The sequence below is a fragment of the Bradyrhizobium sp. AUGA SZCCT0283 genome (assembly GCF_018130385.1).
Lineage (GTDB): Bacteria > Pseudomonadota > Alphaproteobacteria > Rhizobiales > Xanthobacteraceae > Bradyrhizobium.
The window spans coordinates 127,493-146,579 of the sequence record NZ_JAFCLU010000001.1 but is presented as its reverse complement, the minus strand read 5'-3'; the positions used below and the strand labels follow the sequence as shown (position 1 = coordinate 146,579).

Annotated in this window: 20 protein-coding genes; 7 read left to right on the top strand and 13 right to left on the bottom strand. The window is 64.4% G+C overall.

From position 1 onward, the window contains the following. Nucleotides 1-214 precede the first annotated feature (214 nt). Together phbB and JQ624_RS00720 are read left to right on the top strand one after the other, a co-directional pair. On the top strand, nt 215-940 hold the full coding sequence (gene phbB / locus JQ624_RS00725; RefSeq protein ID WP_212416918.1) for an acetoacetyl-CoA reductase: 726 nt from the start codon (nt 215-217) through the stop codon (nt 938-940). A gap of 116 nt (nt 941-1,056) precedes the next feature. Continuing rightward, nucleotides 1,057-1,929, top strand: a complete 873-nt coding sequence (locus JQ624_RS00720) for a DMT family transporter (protein WP_212416917.1) — start codon at nt 1,057-1,059, stop codon at nt 1,927-1,929. A 32-nt stretch (nt 1,930-1,961) separates the two neighbouring features. On the opposite strand, the gene JQ624_RS00715 is transcribed toward JQ624_RS00720, so the two are convergent. Next, on the bottom strand, nt 1,962-2,393 hold the full coding sequence (locus tag JQ624_RS00715) for a cupin domain-containing protein (protein ID WP_212416916.1): 432 nt from the start codon (nt 2,391-2,393) through the stop codon (nt 1,962-1,964). Then, a complete protein-coding gene (gene gloB / locus JQ624_RS00710; RefSeq protein WP_212416915.1) occupies nt 2,393-3,160 on the bottom strand; it encodes a hydroxyacylglutathione hydrolase in 768 nt (255 codons plus the stop codon). The genes JQ624_RS00715 and gloB overlap by 1 nt, the downstream gene beginning before the upstream one ends. A gap of 120 nt (nt 3,161-3,280) precedes the next feature. On the opposite strand from gloB, the gene JQ624_RS00705 reads away from it, so the two are divergent. Then, the gene (locus JQ624_RS00705) at nt 3,281-4,027 is read left to right on the top strand and encodes a methyltransferase domain-containing protein (protein WP_212416914.1); all 747 of its coding nucleotides are present in this window, start codon (nt 3,281-3,283) and stop codon (nt 4,025-4,027) included. Nucleotides 4,028-4,172: 145 nt separating this feature from the next. On the opposite strand, the gene JQ624_RS00700 is transcribed toward JQ624_RS00705, so the two are convergent. From JQ624_RS00700 to JQ624_RS00680, 5 genes are all read right to left on the bottom strand, one after another. Beyond that, nucleotides 4,173-4,913 (bottom strand): DUF4167 domain-containing protein, encoded by a 741-nt coding sequence (locus JQ624_RS00700; protein WP_212416913.1) that lies wholly within the window; start codon nt 4,911-4,913, stop codon nt 4,173-4,175. Between the two features lie 486 nt (nt 4,914-5,399). Beyond that, nucleotides 5,400-6,272 carry a peptide chain release factor N(5)-glutamine methyltransferase gene (gene prmC, locus JQ624_RS00695; protein ID WP_312014363.1) on the bottom strand — a complete coding sequence of 291 codons (873 nt, stop codon included), beginning with the start codon at nt 6,270-6,272 and terminating at the stop codon, nt 5,400-5,402. Next, on the bottom strand, nt 6,269-7,348 hold the full coding sequence (gene prfA / locus JQ624_RS00690) for a peptide chain release factor 1 (protein ID WP_212416912.1): 1,080 nt from the start codon (nt 7,346-7,348) through the stop codon (nt 6,269-6,271). The genes prmC and prfA overlap by 4 nt, the downstream gene beginning before the upstream one ends. Nucleotides 7,349-7,404: 56 nt before the next feature. Beyond that, nucleotides 7,405-9,672, bottom strand: a complete 2,268-nt coding sequence (gene ptsP / locus JQ624_RS00685; protein WP_212416911.1) for a phosphoenolpyruvate--protein phosphotransferase — start codon at nt 9,670-9,672, stop codon at nt 7,405-7,407. Nucleotides 9,673-9,998: 326 nt separating this feature from the next. After that, nucleotides 9,999-11,252: an aspartate kinase gene (locus tag JQ624_RS00680; RefSeq protein ID WP_212416910.1), complete on the bottom strand. Its 1,254-nt coding sequence runs from the start codon at nt 11,250-11,252 to the stop codon at nt 9,999-10,001. A gap of 173 nt (nt 11,253-11,425) precedes the next feature. On the opposite strand from JQ624_RS00680, the gene JQ624_RS00675 reads away from it, so the two are divergent. From JQ624_RS00675 to JQ624_RS00665, 3 genes are all read left to right on the top strand, one after another. After that, complete coding sequence (locus tag JQ624_RS00675) at nt 11,426-11,905, top strand: PH domain-containing protein (protein WP_212416909.1); 480 nt, start codon at nt 11,426-11,428, stop codon at nt 11,903-11,905. 3 nt (nt 11,906-11,908) lie between these two features. Next, nucleotides 11,909-12,679, top strand: a complete 771-nt coding sequence (gene ubiG, locus JQ624_RS00670) for a bifunctional 2-polyprenyl-6-hydroxyphenol methylase/3-demethylubiquinol 3-O-methyltransferase UbiG (protein WP_212416908.1) — start codon at nt 11,909-11,911, stop codon at nt 12,677-12,679. A gap of 123 nt (nt 12,680-12,802) precedes the next feature. After that, nucleotides 12,803-13,702: a DMT family transporter gene (locus JQ624_RS00665; protein ID WP_212416907.1), complete on the top strand. Its 900-nt coding sequence runs from the start codon at nt 12,803-12,805 to the stop codon at nt 13,700-13,702. 126 nt (nt 13,703-13,828) lie between these two features. Here JQ624_RS00665 and JQ624_RS00660 read toward each other — a convergent pair whose 3' ends face one another. Genes JQ624_RS00660 through JQ624_RS00645 form a run of 4 tightly spaced genes read right to left on the bottom strand, consistent with a single transcriptional unit; the run spans nt 13,829 to nt 16,285 of the window. Further along, nucleotides 13,829-14,302: a DUF1178 family protein gene (locus JQ624_RS00660; RefSeq protein WP_212416906.1), complete on the bottom strand. Its 474-nt coding sequence runs from the start codon at nt 14,300-14,302 to the stop codon at nt 13,829-13,831. After that, nucleotides 14,299-15,177 (bottom strand): carbon-nitrogen hydrolase family protein, encoded by an 879-nt coding sequence (locus tag JQ624_RS00655; protein ID WP_212416905.1) that lies wholly within the window; start codon nt 15,175-15,177, stop codon nt 14,299-14,301. The genes JQ624_RS00660 and JQ624_RS00655 overlap by 4 nt, the downstream gene beginning before the upstream one ends. Continuing rightward, nucleotides 15,174-15,446: a glutaredoxin 3 gene (grxC, locus tag JQ624_RS00650; protein WP_212416904.1), complete on the bottom strand. Its 273-nt coding sequence runs from the start codon at nt 15,444-15,446 to the stop codon at nt 15,174-15,176. Before grxC ends, JQ624_RS00655 begins: the two co-directional genes overlap by 4 nt. A 29-nt stretch (nt 15,447-15,475) precedes the next feature. Further along, nucleotides 15,476-16,285 carry a ComF family protein gene (locus JQ624_RS00645; protein WP_212416903.1) on the bottom strand — a complete coding sequence of 270 codons (810 nt, stop codon included), beginning with the start codon at nt 16,283-16,285 and terminating at the stop codon, nt 15,476-15,478. Nucleotides 16,286-16,363: 78 nt separating this feature from the next. On the opposite strand from JQ624_RS00645, the gene JQ624_RS00640 reads away from it, so the two are divergent. Next, nucleotides 16,364-17,209, top strand: a complete 846-nt coding sequence (locus tag JQ624_RS00640; RefSeq protein WP_212416902.1) for a methyltransferase domain-containing protein — start codon at nt 16,364-16,366, stop codon at nt 17,207-17,209. A 210-nt stretch (nt 17,210-17,419) separates the two neighbouring features. On the opposite strand, the gene JQ624_RS00635 is transcribed toward JQ624_RS00640, so the two are convergent. Then, nucleotides 17,420-17,830: a (deoxy)nucleoside triphosphate pyrophosphohydrolase gene (locus JQ624_RS00635; RefSeq protein WP_212416901.1), complete on the bottom strand. Its 411-nt coding sequence runs from the start codon at nt 17,828-17,830 to the stop codon at nt 17,420-17,422. Nucleotides 17,831-17,845: 15 nt separating this feature from the next. Next, a complete protein-coding gene (gene argJ / locus JQ624_RS00630) occupies nt 17,846-19,087 on the bottom strand; it encodes a bifunctional glutamate N-acetyltransferase/amino-acid acetyltransferase ArgJ (RefSeq protein ID WP_212416900.1) in 1,242 nt (413 codons plus the stop codon).

Genomic DNA, 19,087 nt, shown 5'->3' with positions numbered 1-19,087 from the left:
AGAGTGACTGGTTGAATGATGAAAAGATCATCTCGCAACCGCGGCTCGAATTGGTAAAGATGAAATGCCCGGTCTCGCGCCGGGCATTTTCATCTCTGCAAGCGTTTCCAAGAGCGCTGCAAAACAAGAACGCTTCAAAACCTGAAGACTGAGTTTCGTCAAAAGACCGGAGCAATTCCGGCATAGAAAAAAGACCACCAAGGAGGACTACGACATGGCACGTGTTGCATTGGTAACTGGGGGGACGAGGGGCATTGGCGCGGCGATCAGCAAGGCGCTGAAGGCTGCGGGCTACAAGGTTGCGGCGAGCTATGCCGGCAATGACGCCGCTGCCGAAAAATTCAAATCCGAGACCGGCATCCCTGTCTACAAATGGGACGTCAGCTCATTCGACGCCTGTGCGGCCGGCGTCAAGCAGGTCGAGGCCGACCTCGGCCCGGTCGATGTGCTGATCAACAACGCCGGCATCACCAAGGACGGCGCCTTCCACAAGATGACGCTCGATCAGTGGAACGCGGTCATCAACACCAATCTCGGCTCGCTGTTCAACATGACGCGCCAGGTGATCGAAGGCATGCGCGCCCGCAAATTCGGCCGCGTCATCAACATCTCCTCGATCAACGGCCAGAAGGGCCAGTTCGGCCAGGTCAACTATTCCGCGGCCAAGGCCGGCGACATTGGCTTCACCAAGGCCCTGGCGCTGGAGAACGCCAAGGGCGGCATCACAGTGAACGCGATCTGCCCCGGCTACATCAACACCGAAATGGTGCAGGCGGTGCCGAAGGAGGTGCTCGAGAAGAGCATCCTGCCGCTGATCCCGGTCAACCGTCTCGGCGAGCCCGAGGAAATCGCCCGCGCCGTGGTGTTCCTCGCCGCCGACGAGGCCGGCGGCATCACCGGTTCCACGATGACCATCAACGGCGGCCAGTACATGATCTGACGCATTCCCCACGACAAACGCCAAGCGTTTGCGCAAGGGAGTACTAGCGACGAAGCAATCCAATTTCGCTATGTAACAAGGATGGATTGCTTCGCTTCGCTCGCAATGACGGCCCAATGGCTCCCCGCACCGCTACGCTGATCGGACTGACCGCGATCCTGATGTGGTCGCTGCTGTCGGTTTTGACGGTTGCGACCGGAAAGATCCCGGCGTTCCAGCTCGCCGCGATGACGTTTGCGATCGGCGCCCTGGTCGCCTTCGCCAGCTTCCTGTTCCGGCCTTCCGCCTTCGACGCGCTCAGGCAGCCGCTGGTGGCCTGGGTCGTTGGGGTCGGCGGCCTGTTTGGCTATCACGCGCTGTATTTCCTCGCGCTGCGCTTCGCGCCGCCTGCGGAAGCGGGGTTGTTGAATTATCTCTGGCCGCTGTTGATCGTGCTGTTCTCCTCGCTATTGCCGGGCGAGCGATTGGCGCCGCATCATATCATCGGCGCGCTGCTCGGGCTTGCCGGCACCGTGTTGCTGTTCGCCGGCAATGGCGCGACCTTTGCCCCCGGCCAGATACCGGGACTTGCCGCAGCCTTCGTCGCCGCCTTTGTGTGGGCGGCCTATTCAGTGATGTCGCGCAAGCTGAAGGCGGTGCCGACCGATGCCGTGGCGGGCTTCTGCCTCGCGACTGCGGTGCTGGCTGCGGTGGTCCACGGCATGGTCGAGACCACGGTGTGGCCGGAGACGATCGGGCCATGGCTTGCGATCATCGCGCTCGGCGTCGGCCCTGTCGGAGCCGCCTTCTTTGTCTGGGACATCGGCATGAAGCGCGGCGATATCCGCGTGCTGGGGGCTGCGTCCTACGCGACGCCATTGCTGTCGACGGCGTTTCTGATCCTCGCCGGCTTTGCGCAGCCGACCGCCACGATTGCGATCGCAGCGGTGCTGATCGCCGGCGGTGGTTTGATCGCAGCGAAAGATATGGTGTGGAGGAAGAATCCGTAGGGTGGGCAAAGCGTAGCGTGCCCACCATTAAATCACGTTGGCTCCCAACCCATCGGCGCCAGTTCGAAATTCGCAAATTCGAATCCCGGCGCCACGGTGCAGCCGACGAGCGTCCAGTCACCGGTGCTCTCCGCAGCCTGCCAGGTGTGCGCCGGAACGATTGCTTGCGGGATTTCACCCGCGGCGAGATCGGGGCCTAGCTTCACGCTGCGTTGTCCGGTGTCATCGGAAATCCGCAGCGTCAGCGCCGCACCTGCGTAGTAATGCCAGGTCTCCACGGCGTCGATGCGATGCCAGTGCGAGCGTTCGCCGTGCGCCAGCAGGAAATAGATCGCGGTCGATCGCGAGCGTCCGTCGGCGTCCACGCGCGCGTCGCGAAACGTCTCGCGATAATGGCCGCCTTCCGGATGCGGCTTCAGGTCGAGCCGCGCGATGATGTCGGCGGCCTGTTTCGACAGCGCCATCAGGACTTGTTCTTGCGCTCGCGCAATTCGCCGAATACCTCGGCCGCGCCGGCGCCCTTCATGTGCAGCTTTGCCGCCACCGACGGTTCGTCGGCGCGCAGGAAGACGTTGGCTTTCTTCTCCTCACCCAAGAGCACAGGGATCGTAGGCTTGTTCTCGGCACGCAGCCGCGTCACTTCCTCCGCGCGCGCCTTCAGCGCGGGATTGTCGCCGTCGACCGTGAGCGCGAATTTGATGTTCGACGCCGTGTATTCGTGACCGCAATAGAGTTTGAAATCGTCCGGCAGCGCGCGCAGCTTCAGCAGCGAATCCCACATCATGGGATAGGTACCCTCGAACACCCGGCCGCAGCCGATCGAGAACAGCGTGTCGGCGGCAAACACCGCTTTTTCGGTATCGAACACGTAGGAGACATGATCGAGCGTATGGCCGGGCGTTTCCAGCACCCGCGCCAGCAGGCTGCCCACCTTGATGACATCGCCATGGGCCGCGCGCAGGTCGACATTGGCGATCTTGGTGGACTTGTCGTTGGGGGCGACGACCCGGCAATTATATTTCTGCTTCAGTTCGGCGACGCCGCCGACATGGTCGTGATGGTGGTGGGTGACGAGAATATCCGTCAGCGTCCAGCCCTCCCGCTCCAGCGCCTGGATGATCGGGGCGGCTTCCGGCGCGTCGATCGACGCGGTGGCCTTGGTCGCGGGATCGTGGATCAAATAGCCAAAATTGTCGTTGAGGCAGGTGAAGGTGCGAATTTCCGCGGCCATGATAGCTCCGTGGTTAAGGCTTTCAGCCTCATTAATTGCCCAGAAATATGGCGTTAACGCTTGCGCGGCAATGCCATTTTCGGCGCGCCGCAATGAAACACGGTGTGGTAGATTGCGCTCATGACTATCGACGTCATCGATCTCCGCGATTTCTATTCGCAGCGCCTCGGCATCGTGGCGCGGCAGTTGATCAACCGCGGCATCCGGGCGCGCTGGCCCGATGCGACGGGTCAGCGCGTGCTCGGCCTCGGCTACCCGACGCCCTATCTCGGCCTGTTTCGCGAGGATTCCGAACGCTGCATCGCCTTCATGCCGGCAGCGCAAGGCGTGTTGAAATGGCCGACCGCGCGGCCCGCGCTGGCGACCCTGATCGACGAATTCTCGATGCCGCTGCCGGACGCCGCGGTGGATCGGATCCTGCTAGTCCACGCCCTGGAAATGTCCGACGACCCGGAGCGCCTGCTGCGCGAGGTGTGGCGCGTGCTGGCGCCGTCGGGCCGGCTGATCGCGGTGATCCCGAACCGGCGCGGCGTGTGGACGCGCACCGACAATACGCCGTTCGGTCACGGCCGGCCCTATTCGCGCGCGCAGATCACGCAATTGCTGCGGCAGACCTGGTTCACGCCGGCCTCGTGGGGCGAGGCGCTGTTCCTGCCCCCGGTCGGCAATAGCTGGTTCCTGCGCTCGGCGATGGCGTGGGAGCGTGTTGGCGCAGCGCTGTCGCTGCCGTTCGCGGGTGTCCATATCGTGGAGGCGACCAAGCAGGTCTATCGCGCGATCCCCGCGGGCCGCGAACGCACACGGCTGATTCCGTCGCTGGAGCCGGTGCTGGTGCCGTCATCGACGGCGACAAGGGATAAGGCGTAATCCTCCGTCGTCGCCCCTGCGAACGCAGGGGCCCACAGCCACCGTCAGTAGTTATTTGCAAAGGTCGTCCACCAGCGTGCCTTAAATCAAGGCCGCGGCGTATGGGTCCCTGCGTTCGCAGGGACGACGACCATGAGTGAACTACCTACTCATTCCCCGGATTGAAATCTTCGCCCGGGGCGGCTGGCGCGGCCATGTTGTCGGGACGCGGACCATGCGGCCGACGGCGCCGGCGCGGGAAACGCTCGCCGCCACGGCCCTCTTCATACCCGCCGGGCGCGCCATTCACCTGCGGCTGCGGCCCGGTGATGAAGGAGGGCAGCCGATCGACGCCGCCCGTGTCGGCAATCACCGGCTGCGGCTGGGGTTGCGGCTGAAATTGCGGCTGCGGACGATGCTCGCGTTCGCGATGGTGTTCGCGCGGCTGCTGGTCACGCTGGTAGGGCTGGCCATCGCCGCGCTGTTCGCGCGGACTGTTGTCGCGGACGAAGGGCTGCGGCTGCTGCGGGACGAAGCCCGGCTCCTGGCCGAAATGCGAGAAGCTCTCGCCGTCGTCGTCACCGTCTTCCGCCGCCTGCGTATCGGTGTCGATGCGCGGCTGCGGCTGGTTCTGCCGGAATTGCTCCTGGGCGGCGGCGATCAGGCGGAAATAATGTTCGGCGTGCTGGTAGTAATTTTCGGCCGCGACCGGGTCGCCGGATGAGCGCGCATCGCGCGCCAACTGAACGTATTTTTCCGCAACATGCGAAGCGGTGCCGCGGATCTTGATGTCGGGCCCGTTGGATTCGAACACCCGGGTCATCGGGTTCTGACCGCGCCGGCCATCGTTCCGGTTACTGCCTTGATTCCGGTTACGCATCCGCTTGTTGTTTTGACCGTTTCTCATGTCTCGCCTTTAATTCCAGCCCTGAAGTTATGCAGTTGCCGTCGTAGCCTCATCCGACTCGGCGCGCGCTCATGCGCACCAAATCACGATGCCGTTCAGATTCATGTCGTCGATTTCGCCAACCATCGCGTTCAGCAAAGACGCGTTCCCCAACCGGCCGCATTCACCTTGCACCGGACCAAATCATTCAGCCTGCCAAAACCAGCCTCATCGTCTTGCGTGACGGCTTCGCGGGACAGGCGGTTGCGTAAGTCTTCAAGCGCAATATCAGGCTTTCGTTCGCTTTACGGTCGAGAGCAGCACAGCTCCAGCTATTGCGCTCAATTCGACCTGCTTTTGGAACCTTTCACACGGCGGGCTCTCGTTTCGAGAACTCTGGCCTCACCCGCATCGTCTTACGGGGCCAACCCTGGACCGATGTTGTGAACGGAACGTAGTCGCTCCCGGGGAATATTCCAAGGGGTTTTTTTGCGTTCCAAAGGTACTTTATCGGGCCTTTTTGTGGCCCGCGAGGGCCCGCGGAATGCCCGCCAGATCGGCTTTGGGGGCTGTTGCAGGCGTTAACCCTGCGGTCGTCATCAAAGCCTCGATCTGGGTGCTTTGACCCTCCCCGGCCTCCACCACAAGGGCTGCACCCGGGGCCAGGAGGCCAGCCGCCTGGGGTATCAGCGCGCGGTAGGCGTCCAGCCCGTCGGCGCCGCCATCAAGCGCGGCCAGCGGATCGTGATTCCGCACCTCCGCCGCCAGACCATTGATGTCCGCCGAGCGGACATAGGGCGGGTTCGAGACGATCAGATCAAACGGGCCGGCTAGTCCGCTCGCATAATCGCACGCGATGAAGGTCGCGCGATCCGACAGCCCTGCGCGAGCAGCATTGGCCGCGGCGGTTTGCAAGGCGGCCTCAGAAATGTCGGTCCCGAATCCTTGCGCCGCGGGCAATTCGGACAGCAGCGCCAGCAGGATCGCCCCGGAGCCGGTGCCGAGATCGGCGATGCGCAACGGGCGATCGAGGTCTCCGCCGGCGCGCAGCAGTTCCAGCGCCAGTTCGACCACCGTCTCGGTATCGGGCCGCGGCACCAGCGTAGCCGACGAGAGTTGCAGCGGCAGACCCCAAAACTCCTTCTCGCCGAGAACGCGGGCGACCGGTTCTCCCGCGAGGCGACGGTGGGCGAATTCCTCAAGGCGTGCCGATTCGTCCGAGGTCAGTTGGCGCTGCGCTGCCGATATCAAGCCGGTCAAATCGAGGCCAAGTGCATGGCCTGTCAGAATCCGCGCGTCGAGTTCAGCGGATTCGATGGCGGCGGATTTGAGTCTCGCTGTGAGCGCGCGCCGCGCGGCCTCGACGGTCGGTGCGCTCACGCCGCTGCGCCCTGGGCTGCAAGCTGGGCGGCCTGGTGCTCGGTGGTCAGCGCGTCGATCAATTCACCCAGCGCTTCGCCCGAAATCACCTGCGGCAGCTTGTAGAGCGTCAGGTTGATGCGGTGGTCGGTGACGCGGCCTTGCGGGAAATTATAGGTGCGGATGCGCTCGCTTCGGTCGCCGGAGCCGACCTTCTCCTTGCGGTCCGCGGAGCGCGCCGCATCGACGCGCTGGCGCTCGGCGTCATAGATGCGCGAGCGCAGGATGTTCATCGCGGATGCGCGATTTTTATGCTGCGAGCGGCTGTCCTGCATCATGACCACGATGCCGGTCGGAATATGAGTGATCCGGATCGCGGATTCGGTCTTGTTGACGTGCTGGCCGCCGGCGCCCTGCGCGCGCATGGTCTCGATCCGCAAATCGTCGTTCTTGATGTCGACGTCGACATCCTCGACCTCGGGCAGCACGGCGACCGTAGCCGCGGACGTGTGAATGCGTCCCTGCGTCTCGGTGTCGGGCACGCGCTGCACGCGATGCACGCCGGATTCGAACTTCAGCTTGGCGAACGCACCACGGCCCTGTACCTCGGCGATGATTTCCTTGTAGCCGCCCATGGTGCCTTCGGAGGCCGAGATCACCTCGACCTTCCAGCCCTGGAGCGCAGCAAACCGCTCATACATCCGGAACAGGTCGCCGGCGAACAGCGAGGCCTCGTCGCCGCCGGTGCCGGCGCGGATTTCCAGCACCACGTTGCGGTCGTCCATGGCATCCTTGGGCAACAGCGCCACGCGGATCTTCTGCGACAGTTCATTGACGCGCGCCTGCAGCGTTTCGAGCTCGGCTTCGGCCATGCTGCGCATTTCGGGATCGGTGGCGGCATCCGCCAGCAGCGATTCGGCGCCCGCAATCTCGGCCCGCGCCGCGCGATAGGCCTTGACCGCATCGATCAGCGGATTGAGCTCGGCGAGCTCGCGCGTGATCTGGACGTATTTTTCGGAATTCACCTGGCCCAGCAGCTCGGCTTCCAGCGAAGCGTGGTGGGCGAGCAGGATATCGAGTTTGGCTTCGGGCAACATGGCGTGGTTCTCAGAGAGCGGATGCGGAAGGGCTGCGTTGTCGGGACAGGGCCTCGCTACAACGACAGCCCCTCGGCTTCCGCGAATTCCGTCAGCTTCTGCCGGATCGAGACGCTGCCGGCCGGTGCATCGAGTAGCGGCATGATGACAGCCTCGGCCTTCTTGGCGTCGAGATCGAGAATCATTGCCTTGACCGGCCCATGTGCGGTGGCGGACAACGACAGCGAGCGGTAGCCGAGCGCGATCAGCGCCAGCGCGCCGAGCGGCTTTGAGGCCATCTCGCCGCATAGCGAGGCCGCTTTCTTGGCCGCATTGGCCTTGCGCACGATGTCGCGCAGCGCCCGCATGATCGGCGCGGACATGGTGTCGAACCGCTCGGAAACCTTGGCGTTGCCGCGATCGACCGCGAACAGGAACTGGAACAGGTCGTTCGACCCGACCGAGACGAAATCGACCTTCTTCAGGAGTTCGTCGAGCTGATAGAGCAGCGCCGGCACTTCCACCATGGTGCCGACGTCGATGCGCTCCGGCAGGGCATGGCCGTGCTGACGCAAATAGGTCAGTTCGCGCTCGACGATGGCCTTGGCCTGATCGAACTCCGCGACTTCCGATATCATCGGGAACATGATCTTCAGGGCGCGGCCGCCGCCGGCCCGCAGCAGCGCGCGGATCTGACCGCGCAAGAGTCCCGGGCGGTCCAGCCCGAGCCGGATCGCCCGCCAGCCGAGCGCGGGATTTTCCTCGATCACGGTCTCCATGTAGGGCAGCGCCTTGTCGCCGCCGATGTCGAGCGTGCGGAACGTGACCGGCTTGGTGCCCGCCGCGTCGAGCACCGTGCGATAGAGCGCGAGCTGGTCGGAGCTGCGCGGCAGGCTCTGGCCGACCATGAACTGCAACTCGGTGCGGAACAGCCCGATGCCGGCGCTGCCGGTATCGTCGATATGCGGCAGGTCGATCACGAGGCCCGCATTGATCATCAGTTCGACGGCCTGGCCGTCCTTGGTGACGCAGGGCTTGTCGCGCAGCGCGGCATACTGCGCCTGCCGCCGCGCGCGAAACCGCACCCGCTCGGCATAGGCCGATTCGATCTCGGCCGAGGGGCGGACATAGATCGAGCCCGAAGTGCCGTCGACGATGATGGCATCGCCGGGATCGGCGATGCCGGGGGCGTTCGGCACCTCGCCGACGGCGGGAATGCCGAGCGCGCGCGCCACGATCGAGACATGGGAGTTGGCGGTGCCTTCCTCCAGCACCAGGCCGCGCAGCCGCTTGCGATCGTAGTCGAGCAGCGCCGCCGGTCCCATCGCGCGCGCGATCAGGATGGCGTTTTCGGGAAGCTGCTCGCGCGACGGCGCATGATCCTGTCCCACCAATTGCCGCATCAGGCGATGGCCGAGGTCTTCCAGATCGTGCAGGCGGTCGCGCAAATAGGGATCGGTCGAGCGCAGCATGCGGGCGCGGGTGTCCGACTGTACGCGCTCGACGGCGGCTTCCGCGGTGAGGCCGGTGGCGACCGCCTCGTGCAATTTGTGCGACCAGCCGTGGTCGTTGGCGAACATGCGGTAGGCTTCCAGCACGTCGCGGTGCTCGCCGCCCTCGGCGACGTCGCCGCGCTCCAGCATGCGGTCGAGGTCGGCGCGCAGCTTGGCCAGCGCAGCATCCAGCTTCTTGATTTCCTTCGGCAGGTCTTCGGCGATGTAGTTGGTGATGACGACGCGCGGCTCGTGCAGCACGACATGGCCGAGCGCGATGCCGTCGGAGAGGATCGCGCCGGTCTTGTGCAGGGAATGCCGCGCCGCCGGTTCCGCACCGGGCTGTGCCAGCGCCGCCAGTTCGCCGGAGGCGATCATTTCCGCCAGCACCATGGCGGTGGTTTGCAGCGCCTCGACCTCTTCCTCGACATAGGTGCGCTTGGCGCGGTTCTGAACGACCAGCACGCCGAGCGTGTTGCCGGCCCGCAGGATCGGCACGCCGAGGAACGAATGGTAGATTTCTTCGCCGGTTTCAGGCCGGAACGAGAACGCCGGGTGGTTTTGCGCGTCCGAGAGGTTGAGCGGGCTCGCCTCGCTGGCGACCAGGCCGACGAGGCCCTCATGCGCGTTCAGCACCGTCCGGTGCACCGCGTCGCGGTTCAGACCTTCGGTGGCGTAAAGTTCGAGCGTGTTATCGATGCGCAGCACGTAACAGGAGCAGACCTCGGCCACCATGTTGGCCGCGATCAGCACCACGATCTTGTCCAGGCGTTCCTGGGCCGAGACCTGCTCCGCCATGGTTTCGCGGAGCCGTCTCAACAAGACGCGGGGGCCTCCCGACGCGCTCCGCATGTGCTGGTATCCTCCCCCGCGAGTCCAGGCCGCCGGGCGGCCGGCGGCTGGCGTGAAACGCACGAAAAACAACAATTTTATTCATTCGGCGCGGTCGCAGGCACCTGATCCCGGCCGAATCGGGATCGCCAAAACCGTGGCGCAGTTTGCGGCAACCCACCTCACAGGCCGTATAGCCAATCGAGGCTTGCTTTGCCAAGCAAAACGCCTGCCAGAACCAATAACGTGTGTGTCAGAGCCGATGCTGCGCCAGCGAAGCGCATGATCCGCCAAACCGCCGCCGGTTTGGCGATCAGACCATGCGCTGAATTTGAGAGAAAATCGTTCTAAGTCTGGTCGAGCCCGTAGAGCGTGTGCAGCGTGCGCACCGCAAGTTCGGTGTAGGCAGCGTCGATCAGCACCGAAAACTTGATCTCGGAGGTGGTAATGGCGCGGATGTTGATGTTGCGCTCGGATAGCGCCTTGAACGCCTTCGCCGCGACGCCGGCATGGCTGCGCATGCCGCTGCCGATCACGGAGACCTTGGACACATCGGTGGCGCTGTCGAGCCTGATATAGCCGATCTTGCCCTTCGACGAGGTAATGGTGTCGCGGGCGCGGTTATAGTCGGAGGCCGGAACGGTGAAGGTGAGGTCGGTGGTCTTGCCGTCCTCGGAGACGTTCTGGACGATCATGTCGACATTGATGTTGGCGTCCGCCAGCGGCCCGAAGATCGCGGCGGCAACGCCCGGCTTGTCCTCGATCTGGCGCAGCGAAATCTGGGCTTCGTCCTTGGAGAAGGCGATGCCGGTGACGACGTGGTTTTCCATGATTTCCTCCTCGCTGCAGATCAGCGTACCCGGTGGCGTGCCGTGCGGGTCGATATCCCCGGGCTTGTCGAAGCTGGAACGGACGAACACGGGCATGTTGTACACCATGCCGAGTTCCACCGAGCGCACCTGCAGGACCTTGGCGCCCAGCGAGGCCAGTTCCAGCATGTCCTCGAAGGCGATCTTGTCGAGCCGCCGCGCCTTGGGAACCACCCGCGGATCGGTGGTGTAGACGCCGTCCACATCAGTATAGATGTCGCAGCGGTCGGCGCGGATTGCGGCCGCAATGGCCACCGCCGAGGTGTCCGAGCCGCCGCGCCCGAGCGTGGTGATTCGGTTGGTCTGCGGGTTGATGCCCTGGAAGCCGGCAATGACGGCGACTTCCTGGCGATCCCCGAAACGGTTGATGATCTCGGTGCCATCGATCTCGAGAATCCGCGCCGAGGCGTGGGCGTCGGAGGTCTTGATCGGGATCTGCCAGCCCTGCCAGGAGCGGGCCTGGATGCCCATGCCCTGCAGCACGATCGCGAGCAGGCCCGAGGTCACCTGTTCGCCGGACGCCACCACGGCGTCATATTCGCGCGCATCATGCAGCGGCGAGGCGTCGCGGCACCAGTCCACCAGCTCGTTGGTCTTGCCGGCCATGGCCGACACGACGACAGCGACATCGTGTCCGGCGTCGACTTCGCGCTTGACGTGACGCGCGACGTTGCGGATTCGGTCGATATTGGCGACGGACGTACCGCCGAATTTCATCACGAGGCGGCCCATGACGACGCGTGCATTCCCTGTGAGGATAAGTAAGGTGACCCGCACGGAAAGTGGAGCGCCCGGGCCGAAAGCGGCGTATACATAGCGGCGCGGTCCGGAGCAAGCAACCAGCTTTGTTTTCGGCCCAAAATGGCGCAAATGGCTGTAGTAGCGGGTTAATTCAGGGCAGGCGTATGGGCCGGTATATCGACGAAATCCTGCAACCCGGCGAGACGGTGCTGTATTCGACCAACGCGCACTGGATGTTCTACCTGCCGGCCATTGGGGCCTGGATCATTGCGATCGTTTTCCTGGTGCTGTCGCGCATGGTCGGCACCGACGCTCTGATGCTGGTCTGCCTGGCGTTCGCCGCGGGCGTCGGGCTCGCCGCCCTGTACTGGACGGCGACCGCCTGGTTCCATCGCTGGACCACAGAGACCGACGTCACCAACATGCGGATCGTCCACAAGACGGGCTTCATCAAGCGGCGCACCTTCGAGATGAGCCTCGACAAGGTCGAGAGCGTCGACGTCGATCAGAGCATTCTTGGCCGCATCATGAACTACGGCAACGTCACGATCATGGGTGTCGGCGAGGGCAAGGAAACCATTTCCACCATTGCGTCGCCGCTGGCGTTTCGTAATGCCATCACGACTCGACCGGTTGGCACTTAAATTATGGCCATGCAGCAAAATTCCTCCGCCGGCGGCTTCTCCGCTACGGGCTCGACCGTTGACCCGGCCGAAGTCGCAAAGTTTTCAAAATTGTCGGACGAGTGGTGGGACCCCAAAGGCAAGATGGCCCCGCTGCACAAGATCAATCCGCTGCGGCTCGCCTATATCCGCGACGCCGCCTGCCGCAAGTTCGATCGCAACGCCAGGAGCCTGAGTTGCCTGTCGGGCCTGCGCATCCTCGATATCGGCTGCGGCGCAGGTCTGCTGTGCGAGCCGTTCACGCGGCTGGGCGCGCAAGTGATCGGGATCGATCCGTCCGCGACCAACATCGCCGCCGCCAGGCTGCATGCCGACAAGGGACATCTGTCGATCGACTATCGCTGTACCACCGTCGAGGCGATGGACGTGCGCGAGCGCTTCGACATCGTGCTGGCGATGGAAGTAATCGAGCATGTCACCGATGTCGGCGCGTTCCTTTCCCGCTGCGCGGCGATGGTCAAGCCGGGCGGGTTGATGGTGGTCTCGACGCTGAACCGCAACTGGAAGAGCTTTGCGCTCGCGATCGTCGGCGCCGAATATGTGCTGCGCTGGCTGCCGCGCGGTACCCATCAGTGGGACAAGTTCGTCACGCCCGACGAACTCGCGCAGCATCTCGCCAGCAACCGGTTCACCATCACCGAACAGGCCGGCGTGGTCTATAACCCGCTCGCCGACCGATGGAGCATCTCGTCCGACATGGACGTGAACTACATGGTGGTGGCCGAGGGAGTGTAGAGGCCATCCGTCGTCCTGCGACGGCGGGTTTGTGGTGCACGCGCAATCCTGTCATGACGCAGCTCCGGTTGACCGCATCCGTGCCGCCCGGCACGGTGCGGCAGCTTCCTGCCGGTATTTCCGATGCTCTCCGTCGCCTCCCTCTGGATTCCCTTCACCATCATCGCCGCGCTGGGCCAGGTCGCCCGCAATGCGATGCAGCGCTCGTTGACGGGGCCGCTCGGGACCTGGGGCGCGACCAATATCCGCTTTCTGTTCGGCTTTCCGTTCTCGATCATCTTCTTTGCGGTCGTCGTGGCGGTGACCGGCGACCCTGTACCGTGGCCGACGGCGGTGTTCTGGCCGTGGTTGTTGCTCGGCGCGCTCAGTCAGATCGTTGCTACCGGTCTGATGCTGCTTGCGATGAACGACCGCTCCTTCGTCGTGACGACGGCGTATCTCAAAACCGAGGCGATCCAGACCGCGATCTTCGGCTTCATCTTTCTCGGCGATCATTTGACGCTGCTGAAAGTGGTCGCGATCGTGATCGCGACCGTCGGCGTGGTCATCACGGCGCTGCGGCCGGGCGGCGAAAAGGGCTTTGCGGAGTTGAAGCCGACCATCATCGGTCTGGTCGCCGCGGCGGGCTTTGCGCTTTCGGCGGTCGGCTTTCGCGGCGCTGTTATCGTGGTGCCCGGCGTCTCCTTCGTCACGGCGGCGTCCTATATGCTGGTGTTCGGCCTGTTCGTGCAGACGCTGGTACTGACGGTCTATCTCCTGTTTCGCGCACCGGACGTGCTCAAGAAGATTTTGACGCTGTGGCGGCCCTCGATGCTCGCGGGCTTCATGGGCGCATTCGCCTCGCAATTCTGGTTTCTGGCATTTGCGCTGACGGCGGCCGCCAATGTGCGCACGCTGGCGCTGGTCGAGGTGCTGTTCGCGCAGGCCGTGGCGTATTATTCGTTCAAGCAGCCGCTATCGGCGCGTGAATTGTCCGGCATCGTGCTGATCGTGGCGGGCGTTGCGCTGCTGGTGGCGGCTTGATTCGGGAATCGTAGGGCGGGCAAAGGCGCGTAAGCGCCGTGCCCACCATTTTAGTTACAAGCGATCATTGAGAAGTGGTGGGCACGCTTCGCTTTGCCCACCCTAGGAATCTACGGAACCGCCGCATCAATTCCGGTCGTCCGGCAGCACCGGCAGCGGGGAAACCTCGACGCCTTCGTCGATCAGCGCGCGCGCCTCGTCCGGCGAGGCCTCGCCGTAGATCGGGCGATGCTCGATATCGCCGTAGTGCATCTTGCGCGCCTCGTTGGGGAAGCGATCGCCGACATTGTCGGCATTTTTCACGATGTGATCGCGCAATTCCTTGAGCTTGGCGCGCAGCTCGCGCTCCTGGGCCATCAGGAGCGGCGTCGATTCCGATGACGCCGTTGCTTCCGCAGGCGCGGCTGGCGCAGGCGAGGCGGCCTCGCGGCCCTTCTTGCTCACGATCTGCGGGGCCATGATGGCGCGCTCGACCTTGACCGAACCGCAGGCAGGGCAGCTCACCAGCCTGCGTTTTTCCTGGCTCTCATAGGCCGCAGAGCTTTGAAACCAGCTTTCGAACGCATGGCCCTTCTCGCAGCGAAGGTTGTACCGGATCATGCCGAACCCCGGACGAGATGCAGATGCTCGGGGCCAGCCTTGGGGTCGGCGATGCCGAAGCGCCTGCCATGCTGCAGCGACGGCACGGCTTTCCGCGCCGTCTCGACCTTGGATGTATCGATCTCGGCGAGGAACACGCCGGGCTCGACGCCACCCTCGGCGAGGATTTCGCCCCATGGCGCGATGATCAGCGAATGGCCAAACGTCTCGCGCTTGTTCTCATGCATGCCGGCCTGTGCCGCGGCAAACACGAAACAGCCGTTCTCGATGGCGCGGGCGCGGAGCAGCGTATGCCAATGCGCTTCGCCGGTCTTTCTGGTGAAGGCTGACGGCACCGTGAGGAACGACGCGCCGGCCTCGGCCAGCGCGCGATAGAGCGCCGGAAAGCGCACGTCGTAGCAGATCGTCAGACCGATGCGGCCCCACGGCAGGTCGGATATCACGGCGGTCTCGCCCGGCTGGTAATTGGTGGATTCGCGATAGCTCTCGCCGCCGGGCAGATCGATATCGAACATATGGATCTTGTCGTAGCTGGCGAGCACATTTCCGTCAGGCCCGATCAGGAACGAGCGGTTGACGGCGCGCTCCGGCGAAAAGCGCAGCGCCAGCGAGCCGATATGGAGATGGATCTTCAATTCCGCGGCGAGTGCGCGATAGGCTTTCAGCGAGAGATCGTCTTCCTCGGACGCGAGATGCTCGAACAGCGCCTTGCGGTTCAGTTGCATCATGTTGCTCACCTCCGGGGTGAGCACGTAATCGGCGCCTTGCGCTGCGGCTTCGCGAATCAGCTTGATGCCCTGCTCGAGGCTCGGCTCGGGCAATAGCCCGGTGCGCATCTGCACCATGGCAGCGGTAAAGGTCGAGCCAGCGCTCATGAGGAGGCCTTTTCTCCTGCCAGCAGGCCATCGAGCTTGCCCGCGCGATCCAGCGCGTAAAGCTCGTCACAGCCGCCGACATGGGTTGTGCCGATGAAGATCTGAGGGAAGGTCGAGCCGTGGCCGGCGCGATCGTACATCTGCTCGCGATAGGCCGGATCGGTCGCCACATTCAATTCGGTGAACGCGGCATTCTTGCGCGTCAGCAGCGATTTGGCCGCGGTGCAATAGCCGCAGCCCGGGCGGGTGTAGATTTCAATGGCAGTCATGGCGCGCTCTGATTTGGCAAGTCTTTGAATTATATGGGAGCCCGGTGGCTGTCCACAACCCGCGCGAATACCAGCACGTCGACCTGCGCGGCCTTGGCGCGCAATAGCGCCCGGGCGCAGGCGTCCGTTGTGGCGCCCGAGGTCAGAACATCGTCGATCAGGATGACACGGCGGCCCTGGATATCAGCCATGCGATCGGGAGCGACCTTGAAGGCGCCCTGCACATTGCTGGCGCGCTGCGGTCGGGACAGCCCGATCTGCTGCTGGGTCGGGCGGATGCGCTGGAGCGCCTCGGTGGCCAGTTTGACGCCGCTTTGGCGCGAAATCACCCGCGCCAGCGCCCCGGACTGGTTGTAGCGTCGGCTCCAGCCGCGCCGCCAGTGCAGGGGAACCGGCACCAGCACGTCGGCCTCATCGAGCAATTCCTTACCCGCGCGGGCCATCCAGCGGCCCATCGCCGGCGCCAGATCGGTGCGGTCCTGGTATTTCAGCGAATGAACCAGCGTGCGGGCAACGTCGTCATAGCGCACCGCGGCTCGGGCGCGCTGGTAGGCCGGCGGGCTGGCGATCGCCTCCATCGACAGCAATTCCGGACCGGGATCGTAGACAAAGGGGATGCCGAGCCGCGGACAGAACGGCGGTGCGATGAACGACAGTTTGGCCCAGCATGCCGCGCACACGCCCTCGCCATCGACCGGCTCGCGGCAGGAAACGCACAGCGTCGGCAGCGCGATGTCGAGCGCGAGCTTTGGCAGATGCGCGAATGCGTCGCGGCAGGCGCTCAACGCGCCGCGCAGGTGGCTGGAGATGGAGCGTGGTGGCGATGCCTCGGCGTCCATCGGGCGAGGCTAGCGCTGGTAGGCATTGTGCTCAAGCGCAGGATTGCCAGAGACAGGGGAGCCAGCGTACCAACCGGCATGGTTTCGAACCCGATCGCCGCACCCGTTCTGTTCGACCGCGCGCTCTTGCGCGCGCGGATGGAACGCGCGCGGCGTGCCGGGCCGGTGGCGTTCCTGCTTGATCGCGTCAGGGCGGACATGGAGGAGCGGCTGCAGGCGGTGATGCGGAATTTTGCCGATGTCGCCGATATCTGGACGCCGGGCGAATTGCTGCGAAAGCCCATCGCCGATCGCTTCCAATCGATCACCCGCATCGATCCCGATCAATCGGAAACGCTGCGCTTGCAGCCAGCGTCGATCGACCTCGCCGTCTCGGCGCTCGCATTCCAGTTCGTCAACGATCTCCCCGGTGTGCTGGCGCAGATCCGCCGCGCGTTGAGGCCCGATGGCTTGTTGCTGGCGGCAATGATCGGCGGCGATACGCTGACGGAGCTCAGGCAATCCTTTGCCGCCGCGGAAGCCGAATGCGAGGGCGGGGTATCGCCGCGTGTCGCGCCGTTCGCGGATTTGCGCGATATCGGCGGCCTGTTGCAGCGCGCCGGTCTTGCGCTGCCGGTCACCGACGTCGATCGCGTCGTGGTGCGCTATGACAGCGCGTTTTCGCTGATGGCCGATCTCAGGCGGATGGGCGCGACCAATATCCTGATCGAGCGGCGGCGGACGCCGACCCGCCGCGCCACCATGTTGCGAATGGCGCGGATTTACGGCGAACGTTTTGCCGATCCCGATGGTCGCATCCGCGCAACCTTTGATGTGATTTGGCTGTCCGGCTGGGCGCCGCATGAAAGCCAGCAGCAGCCGTTGAAGCCGGGCTCGGCGACAGCGAGCCTGGAAGCGGCGGTGAAGAAGGCGAAGCGCGATTGATGCGCAATTCCCGTCAGCGAAAGTCGCGAGCGGGGTCCCATTCTACTTTGCATGGGGTTGTTTTCGCGATTTTGTGTCGTGGCCCTGCGTGTACCACCCAAGAAGCAATGCGCTGCCTCCGGGAGGCGAGATGATCGTGCTTCGCACCCACGATGAACCGATTCAACGGTGGGCCGGGCATGCTCGCCCGCATTCGGGGCACGAGCCCGCTCACATCAACAAATCGATCAAATGCGGGATCAGCGGAATGTCCGCGGGCGGCATCGGGTAATCGCGTAGCTTGTTGGCGCGGACCCAGGCCAGTTGCTGGCCCTCGCGCGCGATCACCATGCCCTCCCAGCGCCGGCAGATGTAGAGCGGCATCAGCAAATGGAAGCTGTCATAGGCGTAGCTCGCAAACGTCAGCGGCGCCAGGCACGGCTCGCTGACGTCGATCCCGATCTCCTCATGCAGTTCGCGGATCAGGGTCTGCTCCGGCCGTTCGCCGGGCTCGACCTTGCCGCCGGGAAATTCCCAGAGCCCAGCGAGCGCCTTGCCTTCCGGGCGCTGCGCGATCAGCACACGCTTGTCGGCATCGACGAGGGCGCAGGCGACGACGAGAGTGAGCTTGATGTCAGCCATGCGCCACTGTCTCGCTCACGACCGGTAATCGCCATTGATCGCGACATATTCCTTGGTGAGGTCGCAGGTCAGCACGCGGTCGCGGCCCTTGCCGAGGCCGAGGGCTACCTTGATCTGGATCTTCGGGTTTTTCATCACCTCGGAAACCTCGGCCTCGTTGTAGGACGGATCGCGCGCGCCGCTCTTTGCGACGCGAATGCCGTTGAACGAGATCGAAAGCTTGTCGCGGTTGGCGGGCTCCCCGGCCTTGCCGACCGCCATCACCACGCGGCCCCAATTGGCGTCCTCGCCGGCGATCGCCGTCTTCACCAGCGGCGAATTCGCGATCGACATCGCGATTCGGCGCGCCGAGGCCTTGGTGGTCGCGCCTTCGACGATCACCTCGACGAGCTTGCGCGCGCCTTCGCCGTCGCGGGCCACCTGTTCGGCGAGATTGGCCAGCACCTCGTGGAAGGCCTTGGCGAACGCCTTCAGGCGCGGATCGCTGGCGCGGCTGATCTTCGGCGCGCCGTGGGCGGCGGCGGTGCCGGTCGCAAAGGCGAGCAGGGTGTCCGATGTCGAGGTGTCGCTGTCGATGGTGACGGCATTGAAGGTGTCCTCGACGCCGCTCTTGAGCAGCGACTGCAGCACGGCCGACGACAGCGGCGCGTCGGTGAACACAAAGGACAGCATGGTCGCCATATCGGGCATGATCATGCCGGCGCCCTTGGCCATGCCGTTGATGGTCACTTTGGCCTTGCCGAGCTTCACCGTGGCGGTCGCGACCTTCGGGAAGGTATCGGTGGTCATGATGGCCTTGGCAGCGGCCATCCAGTGGTCGGGCGTGGCCGCTTCGGCCAACGTCGCCAGTACGCCGTCGAATTTGGTGGCGTCGAGCGGCTCGCCGATCACGCCGGTGGAGGCGAGGAACACGTCGCCGGCGGTGCAGCCGACTGCCTTCGCTGCGGTTTGCGCGGTCAGCGCCGTCGACTGCTTGCCGGTCTTGCCGGTGAACGCGTTGGCGTTGCCGGAATTCACCACCAGCGCGCGGGCCTGTCCCCGGCCGAGCTTGGCGCGGCACCATTCAACGGGAGCGGACGGGCATTTCGATTTGGTGAAGACGCCGGCAACCGTGGTGCCCTTGTCCATGACGGCGAGCAGCACGTCGGTACGTCCCTTGTAGCGGATGCCGGCGGCGGCGGTGGCGAGCTTCACGCCCGCAATCGCGGGCATCTCGGGGACATCGGTCGGGGCGAGGGGGGAAATGGTGGTGGACAT

Bases quoted from the DNA above. Each gene is read 5' to 3' on its own strand.
- ptsP (WP_212416911.1), bottom strand. From the start codon at position 9,672: ATGCGGAGCGCGTCGGGAGGCCCCCGCGTCTTGTTGAGACGGCTCCGC.
- ubiG (WP_212416908.1), top strand. From the start codon at position 11,909: ATGGCCATGCAGCAAAATTCCTCCGCCGGCGGCTTCTCCGCTACGGGC.
- grxC (WP_212416904.1), bottom strand. From the start codon at position 15,446: ATGACTGCCATTGAAATCTACACCCGCCCGGGCTGCGGCTATTGCACC.
- JQ624_RS00675 (WP_212416909.1), top strand. From the start codon at position 11,426: ATGGGCCGGTATATCGACGAAATCCTGCAACCCGGCGAGACGGTGCTG.
- JQ624_RS00705 (WP_212416914.1), top strand. From the start codon at position 3,281: ATGACTATCGACGTCATCGATCTCCGCGATTTCTATTCGCAGCGCCTC.
- gloB (WP_212416915.1), bottom strand. From the start codon at position 3,160: ATGGCCGCGGAAATTCGCACCTTCACCTGCCTCAACGACAATTTTGGC.
- phbB (WP_212416918.1), top strand. From the start codon at position 215: ATGGCACGTGTTGCATTGGTAACTGGGGGGACGAGGGGCATTGGCGCG.
- JQ624_RS00700 (WP_212416913.1), bottom strand. From the start codon at position 4,913: ATGAGAAACGGTCAAAACAACAAGCGGATGCGTAACCGGAATCAAGGC.
- JQ624_RS00645 (WP_212416903.1), bottom strand. From the start codon at position 16,285: ATGGACGCCGAGGCATCGCCACCACGCTCCATCTCCAGCCACCTGCGC.
- JQ624_RS00640 (WP_212416902.1), top strand. From the start codon at position 16,364: ATGGTTTCGAACCCGATCGCCGCACCCGTTCTGTTCGACCGCGCGCTC.
- JQ624_RS00680 (WP_212416910.1), bottom strand. From the start codon at position 11,252: ATGGGCCGCCTCGTGATGAAATTCGGCGGTACGTCCGTCGCCAATATC.
- JQ624_RS00720 (WP_212416917.1), top strand. From the start codon at position 1,057: ATGGCTCCCCGCACCGCTACGCTGATCGGACTGACCGCGATCCTGATG.
- argJ (WP_212416900.1), bottom strand. From the start codon at position 19,087: ATGTCCACCACCATTTCCCCCCTCGCCCCGACCGATGTCCCCGAGATG.
- JQ624_RS00655 (WP_212416905.1), bottom strand. From the start codon at position 15,177: ATGAGCGCTGGCTCGACCTTTACCGCTGCCATGGTGCAGATGCGCACC.
- prfA (WP_212416912.1), bottom strand. From the start codon at position 7,348: ATGTTGCCCGAAGCCAAACTCGATATCCTGCTCGCCCACCACGCTTCG.
- JQ624_RS00715 (WP_212416916.1), bottom strand. From the start codon at position 2,393: ATGGCGCTGTCGAAACAGGCCGCCGACATCATCGCGCGGCTCGACCTG.
- JQ624_RS00665 (WP_212416907.1), top strand. From the start codon at position 12,803: ATGCTCTCCGTCGCCTCCCTCTGGATTCCCTTCACCATCATCGCCGCG.
- JQ624_RS00635 (WP_212416901.1), bottom strand. From the start codon at position 17,830: ATGGCTGACATCAAGCTCACTCTCGTCGTCGCCTGCGCCCTCGTCGAT.
- JQ624_RS00660 (WP_212416906.1), bottom strand. From the start codon at position 14,302: ATGATCCGGTACAACCTTCGCTGCGAGAAGGGCCATGCGTTCGAAAGC.